At 60.1% G+C, this 20,283-nt stretch carries 18 protein-coding genes, 2 tRNA genes, 1 pseudogene and 1 riboswitch; of the genes and pseudogenes, 7 read left to right on the plus strand and 14 right to left on the minus strand.

Annotation, left to right across the window (positions count from 1 at the left end):
* Positions 1 to 175: 175 nt before the first annotated feature.
* From C934_RS0115750 to C934_RS0115760, 3 genes are all read right to left on the minus strand, one after another.
* On the minus strand, positions 176 to 361 hold the full coding sequence (locus tag C934_RS0115750) for a hypothetical protein (RefSeq protein ID WP_018857618.1): 186 nt from the start codon (positions 359 to 361) through the stop codon (positions 176 to 178).
* Between the two features lie 251 nt (positions 362 to 612).
* Positions 613 to 686, minus strand: a tRNA-Gly gene (locus tag C934_RS0115755).
* Between the two features lie 55 nt (positions 687 to 741).
* Positions 742 to 1,836: a 2'-deoxycytidine 5'-triphosphate deaminase gene (locus C934_RS0115760; RefSeq protein WP_018857619.1), complete on the minus strand. Its 1,095-nt coding sequence runs from the start codon at positions 1,834 to 1,836 to the stop codon at positions 742 to 744.
* 72 nt (positions 1,837 to 1,908) lie between these two features.
* A riboswitch (SAM riboswitch) is annotated at positions 1,909 to 1,987 on the plus strand.
* Positions 1,988 to 2,032: 45 nt separating this feature from the next.
* Between C934_RS0115760 and C934_RS0115765 the strand changes: the two genes are divergently transcribed.
* Together C934_RS0115765 and apaG are read left to right on the plus strand one after the other, a co-directional pair.
* Entirely contained in the window at positions 2,033 to 3,217 is a 1,185-nt protein-coding gene (locus C934_RS0115765; RefSeq protein ID WP_018857620.1) for an O-succinylhomoserine sulfhydrylase, read from the plus strand.
* 200 nt (positions 3,218 to 3,417) lie between these two features.
* Positions 3,418 to 3,810, plus strand: coding sequence for a Co2+/Mg2+ efflux protein ApaG (apaG, locus tag C934_RS0115770; RefSeq protein WP_018857621.1), 393 nt, complete (start codon positions 3,418 to 3,420; stop codon positions 3,808 to 3,810).
* Here apaG and C934_RS0115775 read toward each other — a convergent pair whose 3' ends face one another.
* The 3 genes from C934_RS0115775 to C934_RS0115785 all read right to left on the minus strand — a co-directional run bounded on the left by C934_RS0115775 (position 3,811) and on the right by C934_RS0115785 (position 7,055).
* Complete coding sequence (locus C934_RS0115775) at positions 3,811 to 4,806, minus strand: Hsp33 family molecular chaperone (RefSeq protein WP_018857622.1); 996 nt, start codon at positions 4,804 to 4,806, stop codon at positions 3,811 to 3,813. It abuts the gene before it with no gap.
* A 92-nt stretch (positions 4,807 to 4,898) separates the two neighbouring features.
* Positions 4,899 to 5,816, minus strand: a complete 918-nt coding sequence (gene argF, locus C934_RS0115780) for an ornithine carbamoyltransferase (protein ID WP_018857623.1) — start codon at positions 5,814 to 5,816, stop codon at positions 4,899 to 4,901.
* Between the two features lie 42 nt (positions 5,817 to 5,858).
* Complete coding sequence (locus tag C934_RS0115785) at positions 5,859 to 7,055, minus strand: aspartate aminotransferase family protein (RefSeq protein WP_018857624.1); 1,197 nt, start codon at positions 7,053 to 7,055, stop codon at positions 5,859 to 5,861.
* A 428-nt stretch (positions 7,056 to 7,483) separates the two neighbouring features.
* On the opposite strand from C934_RS0115785, the gene C934_RS0115790 reads away from it, so the two are divergent.
* Complete coding sequence (locus C934_RS0115790; RefSeq protein ID WP_018857625.1) at positions 7,484 to 8,017, plus strand: GcrA family cell cycle regulator; 534 nt, start codon at positions 7,484 to 7,486, stop codon at positions 8,015 to 8,017.
* 93 nt (positions 8,018 to 8,110) lie between these two features.
* Here C934_RS0115790 and phoB read toward each other — a convergent pair whose 3' ends face one another.
* From phoB to phoR, 7 genes are all read right to left on the minus strand, one after another.
* Positions 8,111 to 8,794 (minus strand): phosphate regulon transcriptional regulator PhoB, encoded by a 684-nt coding sequence (gene phoB / locus C934_RS0115795; protein WP_007529789.1) that lies wholly within the window; start codon positions 8,792 to 8,794, stop codon positions 8,111 to 8,113.
* A gap of 36 nt (positions 8,795 to 8,830) precedes the next feature.
* Positions 8,831 to 9,544, minus strand: a complete 714-nt coding sequence (gene phoU, locus C934_RS0115800; protein WP_018857626.1) for a phosphate signaling complex protein PhoU — start codon at positions 9,542 to 9,544, stop codon at positions 8,831 to 8,833.
* Between the two features lie 43 nt (positions 9,545 to 9,587).
* Complete coding sequence (pstB, locus tag C934_RS0115805) at positions 9,588 to 10,403, minus strand: phosphate ABC transporter ATP-binding protein PstB (protein WP_018857627.1); 816 nt, start codon at positions 10,401 to 10,403, stop codon at positions 9,588 to 9,590.
* A 14-nt stretch (positions 10,404 to 10,417) separates the two neighbouring features.
* Positions 10,418 to 11,740 carry a phosphate ABC transporter permease PstA gene (gene pstA, locus C934_RS0115810; RefSeq protein WP_018857628.1) on the minus strand — a complete coding sequence of 441 codons (1,323 nt, stop codon included), beginning with the start codon at positions 11,738 to 11,740 and terminating at the stop codon, positions 10,418 to 10,420.
* On the minus strand, positions 11,737 to 13,218 hold the full coding sequence (gene pstC, locus C934_RS0115815; protein ID WP_018857629.1) for a phosphate ABC transporter permease subunit PstC: 1,482 nt from the start codon (positions 13,216 to 13,218) through the stop codon (positions 11,737 to 11,739). Before pstC ends, pstA begins: the two co-directional genes overlap by 4 nt.
* Positions 13,219 to 13,366: 148 nt before the next feature.
* On the minus strand, positions 13,367 to 14,401 hold the full coding sequence (locus tag C934_RS0115820) for a substrate-binding domain-containing protein (protein WP_018857630.1): 1,035 nt from the start codon (positions 14,399 to 14,401) through the stop codon (positions 13,367 to 13,369).
* A gap of 198 nt (positions 14,402 to 14,599) precedes the next feature.
* Positions 14,600 to 15,826 (minus strand): phosphate regulon sensor histidine kinase PhoR, encoded by a 1,227-nt coding sequence (phoR, locus tag C934_RS0115825; RefSeq protein WP_026371830.1) that lies wholly within the window; start codon positions 15,824 to 15,826, stop codon positions 14,600 to 14,602.
* Positions 15,827 to 16,062: 236 nt separating this feature from the next.
* Here phoR and ppk2 point away from each other — a divergent pair, with 236 nt between their 5' ends.
* Positions 16,063 to 16,944 (plus strand): polyphosphate kinase 2, encoded by an 882-nt coding sequence (ppk2, locus tag C934_RS0115830; protein WP_018857632.1) that lies wholly within the window; start codon positions 16,063 to 16,065, stop codon positions 16,942 to 16,944.
* Position 16,945: 1 nt separating this feature from the next.
* Here the strand turns inward: ppk2 and C934_RS0115835 are convergent, their stop codons facing one another.
* A complete protein-coding gene (locus C934_RS0115835) occupies positions 16,946 to 18,133 on the minus strand; it encodes a hypothetical protein (protein WP_018857633.1) in 1,188 nt (395 codons plus the stop codon).
* A gap of 254 nt (positions 18,134 to 18,387) precedes the next feature.
* Between C934_RS0115835 and C934_RS0115840 the strand changes: the two genes are divergently transcribed.
* The 3 genes and pseudogenes from C934_RS0115840 to C934_RS36315 all read left to right on the plus strand — a co-directional run.
* Entirely contained in the window at positions 18,388 to 19,347 is a 960-nt protein-coding gene (locus C934_RS0115840; protein WP_018857634.1) for an NAD(P)H-dependent flavin oxidoreductase, read from the plus strand.
* 128 nt (positions 19,348 to 19,475) lie between these two features.
* Positions 19,476 to 19,551: transfer RNA gene (locus C934_RS0115845), tRNA-Thr, on the plus strand.
* Positions 19,552 to 19,817: 266 nt separating this feature from the next.
* Positions 19,818 to 19,963 (plus strand): annotated as a pseudogene (locus tag C934_RS36315) (SOS response-associated peptidase); the annotation flags it as partial.
* Between the last annotated feature and the right edge of the window lie 320 nt (positions 19,964 to 20,283).

Raw genomic sequence — 20,283 nt, forward strand, 5'->3', positions numbered from 1 at the left:
GGTGGGGGCAGGTTTCTTCAACATGTCCCAATGAATCACAAACCCCCAGACGGTGCCAGGGGTTTGTCAGCAATCTGAGGGCGGCTCAATGCCGCCCTTTTCGATTATAGACTTTCGACTTCAAACAGCGAGCCATGGCCCGGCTGCCGCACAAGACGGAAGCTAAAAAGGGTGCTCAGGCAAACCCGAGCGGAATTTGCTCGACCTTGCGGCCGCGACCATAATCGCGCTCATAGGAAGCACGATCGTCATCGCGCGCAGACGCAAGAACCACTTCCGGCGCATAGTAGCCGTCAGCGTAAGTGCCGGTATCGCCATTCTCCCGGATCTCGCGCTTCGCCGTGAAAATCTTCAAAAGCATTCTGCAACTCCTCCTGATCATGCCGACAACGACCAAGGGGTCGCCTGCGTTCCCGTGATATCGGAGAATAGTTAAAAATTAACCATGTTTATTAGAGGATTGTCAACTATTTCAATTTCCTTCGAGGCTACCTCTAAAGGGCGTTCTTTCCTCGTGGAGTAAGACAGCGAACGACGGCGGCCCACGTGGGCACCACGCTCAGACCACAGTGCGGATGAAATCCGCTCAGTCCCAGCAAAACCATCTGAACTTGGAGCGGGTGAAGGGAATCGAACCCTCGTATTCAGCTTGGGAAGCTGCTGCTCTACCATTGAGCTACACCCGCGTTGGAGCGAGATTTCCAATAGATGGGTGCCGCTGTCAAGCGGGCATCGGCGTTGTCAGATGCGGAAGTGCTTCGAGAGTTTCAGGCCCTGGGCCTGATAGTTGGAGCCGAGTCCGGAGCCGTAGAGGCTCTCGGGGTGCTCCTGCATATGCTCATAGACGAGGCGACCGACGATCTGGCCGTCCTCGAGGATGAAGGGAACCTCGTGGCTGCGGACCTCGAGCACGGCGCGGCTGCCGCGGCCGCCGGCGGGGACGTGGCCGAAGCCGGGGTCGAAGAAGCCTGCATAATGCACGCGAAATTCGCCAACCAACGGATCGAAGGGGGTCATCTCTGCCGCGTAGTGCGGTGGCACATGGATGGCTTCGCGCGAGACGAGAATATAAAACTCGTCCGGATCCAGGATCAGTTCGTTGCGACCGCGGCTATAGAGAGGTTCCCAGAAGTCATAGATGTCGTGCTGCGCCTTCTTGTCGACATCGACGACTGCAGTGTGGTGCTTACCGCGGTAGCCGATCAGTCCATCCTTGTCGCCGGCCAAATCAATCGACAGGGCAATACCGCCGCCGGAGACGTTCGGCAGCTTGCTGGCGACCAGCGTTTCGGCATCGTGGAGCGCGAGCAATTCCGGCTCCCCAAGTATCGAATGGCCGACCCGGAAGCGGATCTGCGACAGGCGCGAGCCTCGACGCACGACGATCGGGAAAGTACGCGGACTGATTTCGAGATAGAGCGGGCCGGAGTAGCCAGCCGGGATTTTGTCGAACTCCTGCGCGTAGTCGGTGATGACGCGGGTGAAGATATCGAGACGTCCGGTCGAGCTTTTGGGATTGGCCGAGGCCGACATGTCGGCCGGCAGGTCGAGGCGCTCCATCAAGGGAACGATATAGACACAGCCGGTCTCCAGCACGGCGCCTTCGCTGAGGTCGACGACGTGGAGGCTGAGGCGATCGAGCTTATCGGACACCAAATGGGAAGGACCCGGCATGAAGCTCGCGCGAACGCGGAATGCCTTCGCGCCAAGCCTGAGGTCAAGGCTTGCCGGTTGGATCTGGTCGTGGTCCAAATCGCGCTCGCTGGTGAGACGTCCCGCCTCAAAGAGCGCGGCTATCGCGCGATCCGCCAAAATTCCTGTTTCGCGAGCCATCATGCCCCATCCATATTCGCGGGAGACAAAACCAAACTCAAGGAATTGACGCAAGCATAGAACGGCAGTATTGCACTTTTATCCCGTGGTGATTTGGCCGGTCGGCTTGCAGCCACGTTAAACAAGTGGCTAAAAGGACCGGGTGCAAAACCGGTCTGCTTTCGCGGCCGGTTTTTTTGTTGTTTGAAAGTGGTGATTCATGAGCAAGACTTGGCGCCCCGCAACCCAACTCGTTCACGACGGTTCTTTGCGCTCGCAATATGGCGAGACCTCGGAAGCCATCTACCTCACGCAGGGCTTCGTCTATGAGAGCGCGGAAGCGGCCGAAGCGCGCTTCAAGGGCGAAACGGAAGGCTATATCTACGCTCGCTACGGCAGCCCGACAAACGACATGTTCGAGAAGCGCATGTGCGCACTGGAAGGCGCAGAGGAAGCCCGCGCCACGGCCTCCGGCATGGCAGCCGTCACCGCCGCAATCCTCTGCCAGGTGAAGGCCGGCGACCACATCGTTGCCGCCCGCGCCCTCTTCGGCTCCTGCCGCTGGGTCGTCGAGACGCTCGCCCCGAAATACGGTATCGAATGCACGCTGGTCGACGGTCGCCATCTGGAAAACTGGGAAAAGGCGATCCGCCCGAACACCAAGGTGTTCTTCCTGGAAAGCCCGACCAATCCGACACTCGAGGTGATAGACATTGCCGGCGTCGCCAAGCTCGCCAACCAGATCGGCGCCAAGGTCGTGGTCGACAACGTCTTCGCCACGCCGATCTTCCAGAAGCCGCTCGAGCTCGGCGCCCATATCGTCGTCTATTCGGCCACCAAGCACATCGACGGCCAGGGCCGCAGCCTCGGTGGCGTCATCCTCTCCGACCGGGAATGGGTCAACGAGAACCTTCAGGACTACTACCGCCACACCGGCCCGGCCATGTCGCCGTTCACGGCATGGACGCTGCTGAAGGGACTCGAGACGCTGCCGCTGCGCGTCAAGCAGCAGACCGAAAACGCATCGAAGATCGCCGACTTCCTGGCCGATCAACCGAAGGTCGCCAAGGTCATCTATCCCGGCCGCAACGATCATCCGCAGGCCGACATCGTCGCCAAGCAGATGAAGGGTGGCTCGACACTGGTCGCCATCGAACTCAAGGGCGGCAAGGAAGCAGCTTTCGCGCTCCAAAACGCCTTGCAGGTCGTCAAGATCTCCAACAATCTGGGCGACGCCAAGAGCCTGATCACGCATCCGGCTACGACGACGCACAAGAACCTGACCGACGAAGCACGGGCGGAGCTCGGCATTTCCGGCGGTACCGTTCGTCTTTCCGCCGGCATCGAGGACACGGACGACCTGATCGAGGACTTCGCCCAGGCTCTCGCAAAAGTGAACGCCTGATCAGCCGACATCGGCCGGATCGACGCAAATCCGGCCGACCGCCACATGCTGCTTTGCCCCACCCAAGACAGGTCAAAGTCAGGCTTAAGTGGCGAAACTTCTTGCCTTTACAGGCATTACGGACGTGATCGACTATCGGTTTATTGACGGATCGGCTGTCGTATAAGATACCGGTAACGTATATTGACTATGGTGTAGGCATGTACCGCGCCCTTACACGAGACATTGAAGTCGTCGTCGAACCTTTTTATCTGGAGGAGCAATCCGATCCGGAAGACGATCGCTATGTCTGGGGCTACCGGATCGTCATCAGCAACAATTCCGACAAGTCCGTGCGACTGGTGAACCGCTATTGGAACATCACCGACCAGAACGGCCTCGTCGATGAGGTCACGGGCGCCGGCGTCGTGGGCGAACAGCCGCGGCTCGCGCCCGGCGATACCTATGAATATTCCTCGGGCTGCCCGCTGGATACGCCGTCGGGGCTGATGTTCGGTCACTACCAGATGGAAACGGACGAAGGCGAGCTTTTCAATGTCGAAATACCCGCCTTCTCACTGGATTCGCCAGGGCTGCTGAGAGTCCTGAACTGATCACTCCGCAGGCTCTGCCACCTCTTCCACTTCGAAACGATAGGTCGTCGAGCAGAATTCGCAGGTGACCGAAATTGCGCCGTCTTCCTGACTGGCATCAATTTCCTCCGCCGAGAAGCCCTTCAGCACCCCCTTGATCTTTTCGCGGGAACAGCTGCACCGATCGAAGACCTCGCGCGGTTCGTAGACGCGAACCCCACGCTCGTGGAACAGACGATATAGCAGCCGCTCGGTGCCGACTTGCGGATCCGTCAGTTCGTCGGCGTCGATCGTGTCGACGAGCGAGCGGGCTTCCATCCAGGCATCGTCTTCCTTGTGGGTGCCGCCAGTCCTATCGCCGTCGCCGCCGTGAAGATCCGGCTGGCGCATGCGCTCCGGCGCTTCCGGCAGGAACTGGGCGACAAGACCGCCAGCCCGCCAGCGGTGGCGCGGCTTGCCCGCGTCGTCGCGATCGAAGAGTTCGGCAGCAGCAAGACGCACCCGCGTCGGGATCTGCTCAGACTGGCGGAAATAGGTGCCGGCAATCTCTTCAAGGGTCGCACCGTCGAGCGCAACGATACCCTGGTAGGGTTGGGAAAACTTGCCCTGATCGATCGTAAAGGCCAGCATGCCCTTGCCGAGAAGCTGTTCGGGCTCGATCTGCCCTGCCGCAACGGCCCTGTCGAGGAGGCCCTGGTTGAAGCGTGCGTAGGCACGCACGTTCTCAGGCGTCGAGAAATCGCAAACAAGCAGGTCCACCGGGCCGTCGCCCTTGGTCTGGACCGTGAACTTGCCTTCAAATTTCAGCGACGTGCCGAGCAGCACCGTCAGCACAACGACTTCGGCAAGAAGCCGCGCGACGGGCGCAGGATAGCGATGGCGCTCGAGGATCGCGTCCAGCATCGGCCCGAGCTGGACGGCGCGACCGCGCACATCCAGTCCCTCAACCTGAAACGGAACGACATGATCATCGCCGGCGAAATTGAATTCGCCGAGGGTGGCTGCAGGTTCTGCCATGGTCTTCTCCTAGTCTGAGAGCGGCAGACAAGGGTGTCCATCCGCTCGCACGGCCACCGGGCCTTCCGGCCAAACGTGGCGTCCAGTATGGTTCAGATCGCGCCCAGGCACCAAGCAAGAATCGACTTCTGCGCATGAAGACGGTTTTCCGCTTCATCGAAGACCACGGATTGCGGGCCGTCGATCACCTCGTCCGTAACTTCCTCACCACGATGGGCGGGCAGGCAATGCATGAACAATGCATCCTTGTCGGCCTGCGCCATCAAAGCCGAATTGACCTGATAAGGCTGGAATACGTTGTGACCACGGGCCCGATGTTCCTGATTCATGGAGACCCAGGTATCGGTCACCACACAATCGACGCCGGCGACCGCACGGTCTGCATCATGGTAAAGCATGATTTCGGCGCCCTCATTGCGGGCCCAGTTCAGATAGTGATCCTTTGGCTCGGAACCAAGGGGCACCGCCATATTCATGCGGTAGCCAAAACGCGCGGCTCCTTCGACCAACGAATGCAGCACGTTGTTGCCGTCGCCGGTCCAGGCGATCGTCTTGCCCTTGATCGAGCCGCGGTGCTCTTCGAAGGTCATGACATCAGCCATGATCTGGCAGGGGTGCGTATCATCCGTCAATGCGTTGATGACAGGAACGGTTGCATGCTCGGCGAGCTCCAGCATGCGGGCATGATCAGTCGTGCGGATCATGATCGCGTCGACATAGCGCGACAGCACCTTGGCCGTGTCACCGATCGTCTCGGCGCGGCCAAGCTGCATTTCTGTGCCCGACAGGAACAGCGTCTCGCCCCCGAGCTGGCGCATGCCAACGTCGAAGGACACGCGGGTGCGCGTCGAGGGCTTTTCGAAGATCATCGCCAGCATCTTGCCTGATAGCGGCTTGTCGCCCTGCCCGGCCTTGAAGGCCTGTTTGCGCGAGATTGCGTCATCCATGATGAGCCGTAGGTCGGATGCCGCGACGGCGGAGAGATCGAGGAAGTGTTTGGGGGAAGCCATTATCGTTACCTATCACGCCCGCCTTCCGACAGGCACTATTCATTAAGCCGTCTTCTTGACCTTCGCAGCGCGCACGCTTTCGGCGGCGCGTTCGAGGCGGGCAAGGCCCTCGCGGGCTTCGTCAGCAGTGACGACCAGAGGCGGCAGAAGACGAATGACATTGTCGCCAGCGGGTACGCCGAGCAGATGGGCGTCACGGATCGCCTGCAGCAGTTCGGAGGACGGCACGGCGGCCTTGACGCCGAGCAGCAGCCCCTCGCCCTTGATATCCTCGATGATATCAGGATAGCGATCCTTGAGCGAGGCCAGCCCTTGGCGGAATACCAGCGAGACGTCACGCACCTGCTGCAGGAAGCCCTCCGCGAGGATCACGTCGAGCACGGCACTGCCAACTGCCATGGCGAGCGGATTGCCGCCATAAGTGGAGCCATGCGTGCCGGCCTTCATGCCGGAAGCGGCCTCTGCCGTGGCAAGGCAGGCTCCGAGCGGGAAGCCGCCGCCGATGCCCTTGGCAACCGCCATGATATCGGGGGTAGCGCCTGACCACTCATGCGCAAAGAGCTTGCCCGTGCGGCCCATGCCGGTCTGCACTTCATCGAAAATCAGCAGCAGACCATGCTCGTCGCAGATCGCGCGAAGTGCCTTCAGGAACTCGTTCGTCGCCGGGCGGACGCCGCCTTCCCCCTGAATAGGTTCGATGAGGATCGCGGCCGTTTCATTTGTGATGGCGCTGCGGAGTGCATCGAGATCACCGAACGGCACCTGATCGAAGCCAGGCGCCTTGGGACCGAAGCCTTCGAGGTATTTCTCCTGGCCACCGGCGGCAATCGTCGCCAGCGTACGGCCATGGAAGGCGCCTTCAAAGGTGATAATATGGAACCGCTCGGGATGGCCCTTGGAAAACTGATAGCGGCGCGCGGTCTTGATCGCGCATTCCAAGGCTTCCGCGCCGGAGTTCGTGAAGAACACCTTATCGGCGAAGGTCGCATCGGTCAGCCGCTTTGCCAGTGTTTCCTGACCCGGGATCTCATAGATGTTGGACAGATGCCAGACCTTGTCGGCCTGCTCCTTCAGCGCGCCAACCACATGCGGATGGCTGTGGCCAACGGAGGTGACGGCAACGCCCGCGCCGAAATCAAGATATCGCTCGCCCGTTTCGCTGATCAGCCACACGCCTTCTCCTCGCTCGAACCGCAGCGGGGCACGAGAGTAGGTGTCGTAAAGCGCGGCTTCAGCCATGGCGCGATCTCCTATCAGCAATCATCAGCAGCCGGACTCCGGCTAAGGAAAGCAGGTCCGGAAAATTAAAAATGCCGCCTTTCGGCGGCGAGCAGCACTATTTACTTTTCGCACTGCAATGTCAACAAAACTGAGGTTTCGCTGCATGCGTCAAGCAGCCATCCCGAGGCGCTCGACCTATCAACAACTATGTTGCATAAATGACTCTCACGCCCAGCAAGTTGGGGAAAACTTGAAAATCGATTCCCCGAGATTCAACCGACTCTTGTCACGGAGTCGGCCTCACACTAGGTTAAAACTCAATTACTAGGCTGCATGCGGCGGAACTAGTCACCAAAATTTGAGTAAGCGTTTCTTGCCTCGGATACGTCCGTGGCAACGGTGAAGGATTCTGCCTACACCAACGCTAATAAGGCGGAGACAGGGGCATGAACTGGACAGACGAGCGCGTTGAAAAACTGAAGAAGCTGTGGTCCGAAGGCCTGAGCGCCAGCCAGATCGCAGCACAACTTGGCGGTGTAAGTCGTAATGCCGTCATTGGTAAAGTCCATCGTTTGAGTCTGCCCGGCCGTGCCAAGGCCGGCGGTTCGACGACCACCGTCAGAACCCCCAAGCGCACGACTTCGGCGCCCCGCGCCACGAACTACGCCTCGCGGATCACCACACGCACCGTTACCCGCCAACAGGGCGCGACGATGCTCAAGGAAGAGATCGAAATCGATACGGTGGAGGAAGTCCGCTTCCGTCCGGCCGCAAATGTAATCGTTCCGATTTCTCGCCGCCTTGGCCTCACCGAACTCACCGAGCGCACCTGCAAGTGGCCGGTCGGCGATCCGCTCAATGACGACTTCCACTTCTGCGGTTGCGAGTCCCCGGACTCTTCCCCGTATTGCACGTATCATCAGCGCATGGCCTACCAGCCGGTCAACGAGCGCCGCAAGGCCGCTAACCGGGTCGCCTGACCCGGAAGCCGGATAAGGAATAAAGAAAACGGGCCTTCGCGGGCCCGTTTTTCGTTGTATTGGAAAGACCTTTCAGGCTCTCGCCTGAAAGGATCAGGCTTCCATCGAATAGCCGGCACCGCGCACGGTGCGGATGACGTCCTGCATGTTGGAAAAGTTCAAAGCCTTGCGCAGGCGGCCGACATGGACGTCAACAGTACGCTCGTCGACATAGATGTCGTGACCCCAGACGCCGTCGAGCAACTGCGAGCGCGAGAAGACGCGGCCGGGCGATGCCATCAAGAACTCGAGAAGGCGGAATTCGGTCGGGCCGAGGCGGACTTCGCGGCTCTTGCGGTGAACGCGGTGTGTCTCGCGATCCAGCTCGATATCGCCGCACTTCAGCAGCGTCGAGAGCACCTCGGGCTTGGCACGACGCAGCATCGCCTTGACGCGAGCGACAAGCTCCGGCGTCGAGAACGGCTTGACGACGTAATCGTCAGCACCGGTCGAGAGGCCGCGAACCCGTTCGCTTTCCTCGCCACGGGCGGTCAGCATGATGATCGGCAGGCGCTCGGTTTCCGGCCGCATGCGCAGGCGGCGGCAGAGCTCGATGCCAGACACGCCCGGCAACATCCAATCGAGGATGAGAAGGTCCGGCGTGCGTTCCTGAAGCCGGATCTCGGCCTCGTCGCCGCGCAGGATGGTATCGACCTCAAAGCCTTCGGCCTCAAGGTTATAGCGGAGAAGCACGCTCAGCGCTTCTTCGTCTTCAACGACAGCTACTTTAGGGATCATTCGTTTCGGTCTCCTGGGGGCGCGGTCGCGGAATGACTATTCAGTGACTGCGCCGACGGTGTTGGCGGTATCGTCCTTCGGACGTTCGCCTTCCGGCTGGGCACCGGTGGCCATGTAGTAGATCGTTTCGGCAATGTTGGTGGCGTGGTCGCCGATGCGCTCGATGTTCTTGGCGCAGAACAGAAGATGCGTGCAGCTGGTGATGTTGCGCGGATCTTCCATCATGTAGGTGAGCATTTCACGGAACAGCGAGGTGTACATCGCGTCGATTTCCTCGTCGCGCTCACGGACCGATTTTGCTTTGTCGGCAGCACGGCTCGTGTAGACGTCGAGGACTTCCTTGAGTTGGACGAGGGCGAGCTCGGACAGGTGCTCGAGGCCGCGGGCGAGCTTGCGCGGCACGCCGGCGCTCTGTACGGCAATGACGCGCTTGGCAGTGTTCTTGCCCAGGTCGCCGACGCGCTCCAGGTCTGCCGCGATGCGGATGGAGCCCATGATCTCGCGAAGATCGGCCGCCATCGGCTGGCGGCGGGCGATCGTGACGATCGCCTTGTCGCCGATCTCGCGCTCCGCGTGGTCGAGGATCACATCGTCCGAGATGACCTTCTGGGCAAGAACCGTATCGCCGTTTACGAGCGCGCGTACTGCATCCGAGACCATCTGCTCGGCCAAGCCGCCCATTTCCGAGATACGGCGGGACAGGAACTTCAAATCATCGTCGTAGGCAGAAAAGATATGTGTCGATGCCATAGGGCTCATCCTTGAATATCGTAAGTGCTACCGAGACGGCCGATCAACCGAAGCGGCCCATGATGTAGTCCTGGGTGCGCGGATCGTCCGGGTTGGTGAACATCTTGTCGGTGTCATTCTCCTCGACGAGGTTGCCAAGGTGGAACATGGCTGTGCGCTGCGAAACACGGGCGGCCTGCTGCATCGAGTGCGTCACGATGACAATCGTGTAGTTCTCGCGGAGCTCGTGGATGAGCTCCTCGACCTTGGCCGTTGCAATCGGATCGAGTGCCGAGCATGGCTCGTCCATCAGGATGACTTCGGGGCTGACGGCGACGGCGCGGGCGATGCAGAGGCGCTGCTGCTGACCACCGGAAAGACCGGTGCCGGCTTCGTGAACGCGATCCTTCACCTCATTCCAGAGGCCGGCGCGCTGCAGGCTGTGTTCGACGATCTGGTCCATGTCGGCCTTCGACTTGGCGAGCCCATGGATACGCGGACCGTAGGCGACGTTTTCGTAGATCGTCTTCGGGAACGGGTTGGGCTTCTGGAACACCATGCCTACACGCGCGCGAAGCTCCACAACGTCGATATCCGGATCGTAGATATCTTCGCCATCGAGCGTGATCTTGCCAGCGACGCGGCAACCGTCGATCGTGTCGTTCATGCGGTTCAGGCTGCGCAGGAAGGTGGACTTGCCGCAACCGGATGGGCCAATCAGGGCGGTCACCGTGTTTTCACGGATGTTCAGCTTCACGTCGAACAGCGCGCGCTTCTCGCCGTAGTAAACGGAGACGTCCTGGCCGATCATCTTGTAGGGAATGGTGTTCATCTTCTGATCAACCGCTTTCTCAACTGCTGCTTCCGTCAACATGTTCATAATGTTTACTCCGTTTACCAGCGGCGCTCAAAGCGACGACGCAAGAGGATGGCTCCGAGGTTCATGAGGATCAGGAATAGGAGCAGGACGATAATGGCGCCGGAGGTCCGCTCGACGAAGGCGCGCTCGGCTTCATTGGCCCACATGTAGACCTGCACCGGCAGGGCCGTCGAAGGCTCCATGGGCGTCGCCGGAGCATTCGCGACGAAAGCGACCATGCCGATCAAAAGCAGCGGCGCCGTCTCCCCGAGCGCGTGCGCCAGACCGATAATCGTGCCGGTCAGGATACCGGGCATCGCAAGCGGCAGGACGTGGTGGAAGACCATCTGCATCTTGGAGGCGCCGAGGCCGAGCGCGGCCGAGCGGATCGATGGCGGGACGGCGCGAAGCGCTGCGCGGGTCGCGATGATGATCGTGGGCAAGGTCATCAGGGTCAGTACCAGACCACCAACCAGCGACGCTGAACGCGGCAGGCCGGCGAAGTTGATGAAAACAGCAAGACCGAGCAGACCGTAGACGATGGAGGGAACCGCCGCGAGGTTGTTGATGTTGACCTCGATCAGGTCCGTCAGCTTGTTCTTCGGTGCAAATTCCTCGAGGTAAATCGAAGCGGCAACGCCGATCGGCAGGGAAAGGACGAGCACGATCAACATCAGATAAAGCGAGCCAACCAGGGCGACACCAAGACCGGCGGCCTCGGGACGGCTGGAGTTGCCGTTGACGAAGAGCCCGGTGTTGAATTTCTTGTGCAGCGCACCGGTTTCCGCCAGCTGGTTCATCCAGCCAACCTGCCTGTCGTTCACCTTGCGGTTCTTCTCGTCGACCTTGAGGTCAATCTGACCCTTGTTGGCGGAGTCAACGTTGGCGTCTGCAAGCAGGGTGATGTTGACTGTCCTGCCGATGAGCGACGGATCGGCAACGACCATGTCGCGCAGCTGGATCGGCGCGCCCTTGGAGATCATAGCGGTCGCGTCACGCACCTCGGGACGGCTCGATGCATTGAGGTTCAGCGTCTTGACCATCGCGTCGCGGATGAGAACCGAATAATTGGCCGCGATCAGCACGGACGGATCCGTTGCGCGCTTGTTGTTCGGGTCGATGGTTTTCTCGCTGAACTCGATCGGCAGCGTGATCGCCGTCTGCAGGAAGGCCGTGTAGCCCTTGCTGACGACGCTCGTCAGCAAAACCGCCAGGAAGATCAAGCCAAAGGAGATCGCAGCGATTCCATAGATGCGGAACCGGCGCTCGGCGGCATAGCGGCGCTTGAGGCCGATGTCGCGACGTTCAGGCGCCTTCGAAACGACAACGCCCTGACCCGGAGAAACAATATCCGTCATTCGTACTGCTCCCGGTATTTGCGCACGATATAGAGCGCGTAGATGTTGAGGCAAAGCGTGATGAAGAACAGCGTGATACCAAGCGCGAAGGCAACCAGCGTCTGCGGCGAGGTGAACTCCAGATCACCAGTGAGCTGATTGACTATCTTGACAGTGACTGTCGTCATTGGCTCGAACGGGTTGATCTGGATGCGCGCTGCGACACCCGCCGCCAGCACCACGATCATGGTTTCGCCGATGGCGCGCGATGCAGTCATCAGAAGCGCGCCGACGATGCCGGGCAGCGCCGCGGGAAGCACCACCTTCTTGATTGTCTCCGAACGCGTCGCACCGAGACCGAGCGAACCATCGCGGAGCGCACGCGGCACAGCGGTGATGATATCGTCGGAGAGCGACGAAACGTATGGGATCAGCATGATGCCCATGACGATACCCGCTGTCAGAACGCTCTGTGCCTGAATAAAGTTCGCATAATTGCCGGTAAGGAGGCCGTTTACCTGCGAAGACAGGTCGCGGAGGAAGGGGCCGACCGTGACGAGGGCGAAAAAGCCGTAAACAATCGTCGGAATACCAGCGAGCACTTCGAGCAGCGGCTTTGCGATCGATCGCACCGCGGGGGCCGCGTATTCCGCCATGTAGATCGCCGCGAACAGGCCGACAGGCACCGCCACCAGCATCGCAACGAAGCCGATGTAAAGCGTGCCTAGCAGCAGCGGTATCAGGCCGAATTGCCCGAAGGACGAGCCGCCGGCACCAGCAAAGCGCGGATCCCAGACCGTACCGAAGAAGAAGTCTGCAGCAGGAACGACCGCGAAGAAATGCGCGGCTTCCGTCAGCATTGACAGAACGATACCGATCGTCGTCAGGATGGCGATCGAGGACGCCAGGAGCAGGCCCCAAAGCATGACACGTTCGACGCGGTTGCGTGCACGGAATCGCGGAGCGACTTCACGAAGCGCATAGAATGCGCCGGCAACGGCAAGGATGAGGACGACCGCCGTCATGACGAGGCGGCTGGAAGCCGATTCTTCGTTCAGCTTTTGCGCTGCGTCTATCATGTATGGCTGCGGCTGGCCGGCCAGCGGAACGCCCTTTGCAGCAAGCTTTGCCTGGAGGCCAGCCGGATCGCTGGCTGCACCGCTGATCTCCTCCGGGGTGAGGAGCGGCAAGCCGCGCGCAATCGCGCTGACCATCCCGTAATTCAGGTTCTGCTGCGCGGCCGGCTGCGCCTTGACGTCATCCGGGAAAGTGCCACGGACGGAAGACTCAATGATCGAAGGGCTGATCGCCAGCCAGGCGCACAGCACGATAAGTGCCGGCAGCACCGCCCAGATGGCGGCATAGGCGCCATAGTAGCCCGGTCGCGAATGCAGCGCGGAGGACTTGCCCCCGGCAAGTGCCGTAGCACGGCTGCGCGCTGCGATGAAAGCAACGGCGCCAAGCACCACGAGACACAAGAGTATGATGGATGTACCCATTCGATTAGGTCCCAGGCCCTTTGACCCCAAAAGCGGAAACGGCAGGCGGACCGATCCGGCTCTCAAACTTGCAGAAGTTCAGACCCCGTCCCGACTTGGCGGAACAAGGCAAAGCCGGCGCGATCTGGTGATCGCGCCGGCAAAGTCATTACATAGTCTTGCCGTCTTCAACGCCCTTGCGGATCGCGTCGCGCTCACCGTCCGGAGCGGCAACGAGGCCGTACTCGACGAGCGGGCTGTCCGGTCCGATCATCTGTTCGGATACGAAGAAGTTGACGTATTCCTTCAGGCCCGGGATGACGCCGAGGTGTGCCTTCTTGACGTAGAAGAACAGCGGACGGGAAACCGGGTACGTGCCGTCGGAGATGGTTTCGGTCGACGGAACGATACCGTTGACCGTCGCAACCTTCAGCTTGTCGGCGTTGTTTTCATAGAAGGAAAGGCCGAAGACGCCAACGCCGGTCTTGTTGGCAGCGATGCGTGCCAGCGTTTCCGGATAGTCACCGTCGATGTCGACAGCAGCGCCGTCCTTACGGACTGCGACGCAAGCCTTGGTCTGAGCGGCGGCGTCAGAGATCGAAGCCTTGATGACGTCGAGAGCGCCGGAAGCCTTGCAGCCAGCAGCAAGAACGTTCTGTTCGAAGACTTCGCGGGTGCCGTGCTTTTCGCCCGGGATGTAGGCAGCAATGTCAACAGCCGGGAGTGCCGGGTTGACTTCCGACCACTTCTTGTAAGGGTTGGCGACGAGCTTGCCGTCAACAACGACCTGGGCAGCCAGAGCCTTATAGATGTCGGCCGGGACGTAGGCGGCATCAGGGTTGGACGAGTCGGTCGCGAAGACGATGCCGTCATAGCCGATCTTCACTTCCTGGATGTCGGTGACGCCGGCTGCCTTGCAGGCGTCCAGTTCCTTGGCGTTGATCGGACGCGAAGCGTTGGCAACGTCGATGGTGTCCGGGCCGACGCCCTTGCAGAATTCCTTGAGGCCAGCGCCCGTGCCGCCGGATTCAACGACCGGCGTCTTGAAGTCCTTGAAGGTTTCGCCGAAGGTTTCGGCTACGATCTTGGCGTAAGGCAGGACGGTGGACGAGCCAGCAACCTGAACCTGGTCGCGAGCAACGGCCGCGCCAGCGAAAGCGGCGGAAGCGGCAAGTGCTGCGACCGTGAGTTTAAAAGCGTTCATAACAATCTCCCGGGCATATAGCGGTCTGAGTGCGGCCCTGAGCGGCCTTTGCAGTGCCGTCTTCATCAGCGGCCCGCTCTCTTTAGCCCCTGATGCCCAGAGCTTTTATGTCATTTTCACGAAACATTTGTGACAGATTAAATATATGAAATCATTATACAAAGAATGCGATCCCGCACGATTGATCTCAGTTTTATGTCAAAACCGCACGGTGAAGCTCGTTCCCTTGCCGACTTCCGACTTGACGATCAAGCGCGCGCGGTGCCGCGTCAGGATATGCTTGACGATGGCAAGGCCCAACCCCGTGCCTTTCTTCGAGCGGCTGTCCTCGATGCTCACACGGTAGAAACGCTCGGTCAGTCGCGGCACATGCTCGGCCGGAATTCCCGGTCCCTTGTCGACAACCGTGACCTCCACCGGCTCGCCCGGTGCATTCTTCAGGAACACATCGACGGTCTTGCCCTCCTGCCCATACTTGCAGGCATTTTCCATCAGGTTTTCAAAAACCTGGACCAGTTCGTCGCGGTCGCCAAGCACCTCTGCCTTGCCCAGCGGAAGATGCAGCACGATCTCAACGCCGACATCGTTTGCGAGTGGTGCCAGCGAGTCCCTCACATGGCCGAGAAGTGGAACGAGATCGACCTTCTGATCCGGGGCGATATGTGACTTGAGTTCCAGCCGCGACAAGGACAGGAGGTCGTCGACAAGACGGCTCATACGAGTGGCCTGATCCAGCATGATGCCGAGAAAGCGCTCCTGCGCCTTGCCGTCATTCTTCGCCGGGCCCTGGATAGTCTCTATGAAGCCGCGCAGGGACGCGAGTGGCGTGCGCAACTCGTGGCTGGCATTGGCGACGAAATCGGAGCGCATGCGGTCGATGCGGCGAACCTCGGAAATGTCCCGGAAGGAGAGCACGAAGAAACGCTCATCAGCCGGCTGCTGTTCGTCAAACTCCACGGGGGCGCTGCGGACGATGTAAACGCGCTCGGATGGCAGGCGTTCGGAGTGCTCGATCTGGTTCGGCGCGTTGGTTGCAATCGTTTCGCTGACCATGTCGAGGATGCCAGGCGAGCGCAGGCGAGCGGAAATATGCGCACCAATGGCGGCCTCGCCGAAAGCCTTTTCGGCCGCGCGGTTCTGGTAAAGCACCGAGGCATCACCGGAAAGCACCATGACGGGGATGTCGAGCGCGGCAAGCGTCGCGGCAACCTCGGCCAAGCGGTTCCCGGGCGCTTCGATAGTCTCGGGAACTGGTTCCAGCTGGACTTTCGGGAGGGCCGCCGGAACCGCGTGCCACAACGCCGTGATGATCATTAGCAACAGAAGACCGAGCACGACCCACTTGTTTGCGCCTGCAGCCAGAACAATCAGGGCGATCAGCAGAGCCACGAGCAGGACGGGACGCTCCTGCCGAATGCGTGCAATCAGGCTTCGTGTCCATGGCGCTTTGTCTTCCAACTGCCCCTCGCGGTTTCGGCTCGTACTCTTATCTTCAAACTCTGCCTGATAGCCGTGATTCATGACAGAAGTTTTCGCCTGCACACGACACGCGGAAAAGCTTTGGTGCGAACACACAGAAATTTCCACGATCCGCAAGACATTTGATTTTCAACAGGAAATATGGTCGCCTGTATGCGACGAAGTTCACCGGAGAAGAAGCCATGGCCGATGATGTCGAAAGCAGAGCCGTCGAACTGGACATCCGCGGAGAGAAGCGCGTCTTTGATGTCGACAATGCCGTGCTGCCGGACTGGGTTGACAAGGCGGCTTTGGAATCCGGCGGCTATCCATACGACAAACACCTCAAGGAAGAACAATACCTTGAAGAACTCAAAAAGCTGCAGATCGAGTTGGTCAAGGTGCAGTTCTGGCTGCAGGCCACCGGCAAGCGGGTCATGGCGCTTTTCGAGGGACGGGATGCGGCGGGCAAGGGCGGCGCGATTTCCGCCTCATCGGCGCACATGAATCCCCGCCTTGCCCGGGCGGTCGCATTGGCCAAGCCCACCGATCGTGAGGCCGGGCAATGGTATTTCCAGCGCTATGTCGCGCAATTCCCGACCGCGGGCGAGTTCGTGCTCTTCGACCGGTCCTGGTACAATCGTGCCGGCGTCGAGCCCGTCATGGGCTTCTGCACGCACAAGCAATACGAAGATTTCCTGAACCAGGCGCCTCAGCTTGAGAAGGTCATCGCGCACGAGGGTATCTTCTTCTTCAAGTTCTATCTCGATATCGGCCGCGAGATGCAACTGAAGCGCTTCCACGATCGGCGCAACGACCCGCTCAAGGTCTGGAAACTGTCGTCGATGGACATCGCAGCGCTGACGAAATGGGGCGACTACAGCGAGAAACGCGACCGGATGCTGAAAGAGACACATACGGAATTCGCGCCCTGGACGGTCATTCGTGCCAATGACAAGCGTCGCGCCCGGTTAAACCTGATCCGGCACATGCTGAAGACGATGGATTATGACGGCAAGGACAAGGATGCCATCGGCAAACTCGATGACAAGATCATCGGCTCGGGTCCGCATTTCCTGAAATAACCTATTGCCCCGGCAGGATTCGGATAGCGTAGAGGTTGATGCCGCGCGCCTTGCCGTCAACATCGCTGTTGATGATCAGACTTCCGGCGGCGTTCGGCGCCAGCGAGCGATCGAAGCGGACCTGGAGAAGCACATCCGACTTCTGCCGGGTGACCGAGAAACGGTGACGGGCGCAGTCGCCGAGCGACTGGAAATCGCATTCCACTGTAACCTGAGTTGGTTCGTCGGACGTCGATTGCAGCGTGATTGCAATCGTCGAGGACTTGCCGGCCAACTGCTGAAGGACATCGGCGGGAACGCTGATGCTGATATTGCCGTCGCTGTCGTTGCTCTGCGAGATCAGGCGGACCGCGGTGCCCTCGTTTTCCGCAACATTCTGAATTTCCGCCCGTGCACCGGTCTTGATCTTGTCCGCATTGGACGGCTTGAAAACCTCAATCCAGTCCGCGGAGAAGGAGTTCTGCGGGTCGATCGCAACCGGCGCCGCATTGCCGCCTGCGGCACCGCTGTCGCCACTGTTGTCCGCGCCGTCGAAGTCTTCCGGCTGAGTGCTCGCCGGCGGATTGGCAACGCTTGTATCTCGTTCCGCAGCGGTCTTAAGCACGCCCGAGGTGTATACCCACCACGCACCCATGCCGATGAAGGCCAGGAGCACGCAGGCGACAAGCAGTCGGGAGAAAAACTTGCGCGGCTTGCGTCGAACCGCGGCGCGCTCCGGCCGGAAATCCATCTGCGTGGGCTTTCGCTCCGCCGCTGGCGATTCAGCGACCGGCTCGGCGCCAAGATGATTGCCGCTCCCGGCATGGACGCCGGCGAGGCTGGATTCATCGTCGAAGCGTGGGTCGGTAACCGAATGCTCACGGGTTTCGCCGCCAATCGAAACGTTCGCGACTTCTTCCTCTGCCACATGATCAGCCGGCCTTGGTACTTCCACCACGGGGGGAACAGCAACTTCCGGCGGCCCCTGGCGCGGATGAAGGCGTTCGCGCTCCTCCGCTTCGATCATATGGATCGTCGTTTCGAGCCTGTGGCGATGATAGGCGACCGCTTCCGTCTCGGTGATGTCCTGCTTGCGGAGACCGGCTTCAAGAGCCTGACGCGCGGACTGATAAATCTTTGCACGGACTTCGGGATTGTCGCGATCGGCATTGCTGAGCGCCGTTTTGATAGCCGTTTCTAATCCGCTCACGTCCGGTCCTTTACTCTGAGACTGGGCTTTGTACTTAACAATTCGTAAATGCGGTAGCCGCTGCCGCCGCAAATCGCAAGCCTCACCCGGTGTCCGGGTTCGCATCGGCAGGGGATAACGCAGGAGACCCTGACCGTCCTATGTCCTTGCAACAATAGCCGATATTTGAGGAATCGATAGAGCGCACTTTTCCTCTGTCAAAGTCTCTGCTATCACATTGACGTTTTCGTAAACGTCAATTCCTACGGTGTCCCATGGCCCTGCCTCCGATCCTGACCCAGAATCTCAGATTGCCGGTCGTCGCCTCCCCGCTCTTCATCATTTCGCACCCGGCACTGACGCTGGCGCAGTGCAAGGCTGGGATCGTTGGCGCCTTCCCGGCCCTGAATGCGCGGCCGGAAAGCCAGCTCGACGAATGGCTCGCCATTATCACCGAGGATCTCGCCGCGCACAACGCCGCGAACCCCGAACGGCCAGCGGCTCCGTTTGCCGTCAACCAGATCGTCCATATGTCGAACAAGCGGCTGGAGCACGATCTGAGGCTCTGCGTCAAATATAAGGTGCCGGTTGTCATCTCGTCGCTCGGCGCCGTGCCGGAAGTGAACGCCGCAGTGCACTCCTACGGCGGCATCGTGCTTCACGACGTCATCAACAATCGCCATGCGAACTCAGCCATCCGCAAGGGCGCGGACGGGCTGATTGCCGTCGCTGCCGGTGCCGGCGGCCATGCCGGCACGCTTTCGCCGTTCGCGCTTGTCCAGGAAATCCGCGAATGGTTCGACGGGCCGCTGCTGCTTGCCGGCGCGATAGCCAATGGCGGTGCCGTCCTCGCGGCGCAGGCGATGGGCGCCGACATGGCCTATATCGGCACGCCCTTCATCGCGACCGAAGAGGCCCGCGCCTCAGACGCCTACAAGCAGGCGATTGTCGACGGCATGGCGAACGACATCGTCTATTCCAACTACTTCACCGGCGTGCATGGCAATTATCTCAAACCGTCGGTGAAGGCCGTCGGCCTCGACCCCGACAATCTGCCGGTCGCCGATCCCTCGAAAATGGATTTCGAACAGGCCGTCGGCGGTGCCAAGGCATGGAAGGACATTTGGGGCAGCGGACAAGGCATCGGCGTCATCAAGGCGATCGAACCAGTCGGCAAGCTCGTCGACCGGCTGGAAGCCGAATATGCGGCTGCCCGGACGCGGCTGTCACTCTAGAGATCGGCGGCGGATTTCCACAGCACCGTTCTTTTTTGCCGAAGAGCCGACAGGGCGCTTGAAATCTTCAAACAATGCCTGTATCAGCCCATGCAAATCGCGGGCCGCATGGTTCGGCCGAAGGGATTGCCGCTTTAGCTCAGTCGGTAGAGCACATCATTCGTAATGATGGGGTCACGTGTTCGAGTCACGTAAGCGGCACCACTCTTTCCTCGATAAATCAAATAGTTATCAAGGGTCGCGCTCCACCAAGCGCGTTGCAATTCATCGCTGTCACACCACGGTCACAGCATGAGGTTTTGCAATGGCGACCATCCGTAGGCGCAATGGAAAGTATCAGGTGCAGGTCCGCGTTCAGGGCTGCGCCCCACTCTCCAAGACATACAGCCGCCTCGAAGACGCAAAGGCTTGGGCACAGCTCACGGAGGTTGAGGCCGAGCAAATCGGCTTGCCCGCCGATCCCCGCACCGCCGGAACCCGATCCCGTCGACCTTATGAAGCCCTTTCCGGCCGGACTCATGAAGATGTGGCCCGTCGGCAGAAACGTCGGCTTGCCGAGGAACGACACGCCCGACGTCTTGACGAGATTGATCCAGATCCAGAACCAAGAATGGTCTGGCTGGCCTCAAATGGGCGGCATAGCTGGGCCGAAGCCGCAGGATCGGGAGAGAAGCTCAGGCGTTGCCTCCGAAGAGCTAAGCTTCTCTCCCTCTGGCATTCGAGATTTCGTCCTGTACAGGATGCTCGGTCCCCGCTGCGCCCTGTTTAAGCCGCACCGTTCGGTTTGCCATGCGGGAACATTAGCTATCCCGGAAATAATTGAAACAAGTTTCTGAGGTGCGTGAAGGACGACTCCTACGGCAGTGACGGCGCAGGTTGACGCACTGCCAGATCGAGGAGGCTGAAGATATGGTTGACCTGCCGAACTGGCAGTAC

The sequence above is a fragment of the Rhizobium sp. 42MFCr.1 genome, from assembly GCF_000377185.1.
GTDB classification, from domain to species: domain Bacteria; phylum Pseudomonadota; class Alphaproteobacteria; order Rhizobiales; family Rhizobiaceae; genus Rhizobium; species Rhizobium altiplani.

Coding starts and splice junctions, on each gene's coding strand:
- C934_RS0115750 (WP_018857618.1), bottom strand. CDS start 361: ATGCTTTTGAAGATTTTCACGGCGAAGCGCGAGATCCGGGAGAATGGC.
- C934_RS0115760 (WP_018857619.1), bottom strand. CDS start 1,836: ATGATGGCTCGCGAAACAGGAATTTTGGCGGATCGCGCGATAGCCGCG.
- C934_RS0115765 (WP_018857620.1), top strand. CDS start 2,033: ATGAGCAAGACTTGGCGCCCCGCAACCCAACTCGTTCACGACGGTTCT.
- apaG (WP_018857621.1), top strand. CDS start 3,418: ATGTACCGCGCCCTTACACGAGACATTGAAGTCGTCGTCGAACCTTTT.
- C934_RS0115775 (WP_018857622.1), bottom strand. CDS start 4,806: ATGGCAGAACCTGCAGCCACCCTCGGCGAATTCAATTTCGCCGGCGAT.
- argF (WP_018857623.1), bottom strand. CDS start 5,816: ATGGCTTCCCCCAAACACTTCCTCGATCTCTCCGCCGTCGCGGCATCC.
- C934_RS0115785 (WP_018857624.1), bottom strand. CDS start 7,055: ATGGCTGAAGCCGCGCTTTACGACACCTACTCTCGTGCCCCGCTGCGG.
- C934_RS0115790 (WP_018857625.1), top strand. CDS start 7,484: ATGAACTGGACAGACGAGCGCGTTGAAAAACTGAAGAAGCTGTGGTCC.
- phoB (WP_007529789.1), bottom strand. CDS start 8,794: ATGATCCCTAAAGTAGCTGTCGTTGAAGACGAAGAAGCGCTGAGCGTG.
- phoU (WP_018857626.1), bottom strand. CDS start 9,544: ATGGCATCGACACATATCTTTTCTGCCTACGACGATGATTTGAAGTTC.
- pstB (WP_018857627.1), bottom strand. CDS start 10,403: ATGAACATGTTGACGGAAGCAGCAGTTGAGAAAGCGGTTGATCAGAAG.
- pstA (WP_018857628.1), bottom strand. CDS start 11,740: ATGACGGATATTGTTTCTCCGGGTCAGGGCGTTGTCGTTTCGAAGGCG.
- pstC (WP_018857629.1), bottom strand. CDS start 13,218: ATGGGTACATCCATCATACTCTTGTGTCTCGTGGTGCTTGGCGCCGTT.
- C934_RS0115820 (WP_018857630.1), bottom strand. CDS start 14,401: ATGAACGCTTTTAAACTCACGGTCGCAGCACTTGCCGCTTCCGCCGCT.
- ppk2 (WP_018857632.1), top strand. CDS start 16,063: ATGGCCGATGATGTCGAAAGCAGAGCCGTCGAACTGGACATCCGCGGA.
- C934_RS0115840 (WP_018857634.1), top strand. CDS start 18,388: ATGGCCCTGCCTCCGATCCTGACCCAGAATCTCAGATTGCCGGTCGTC.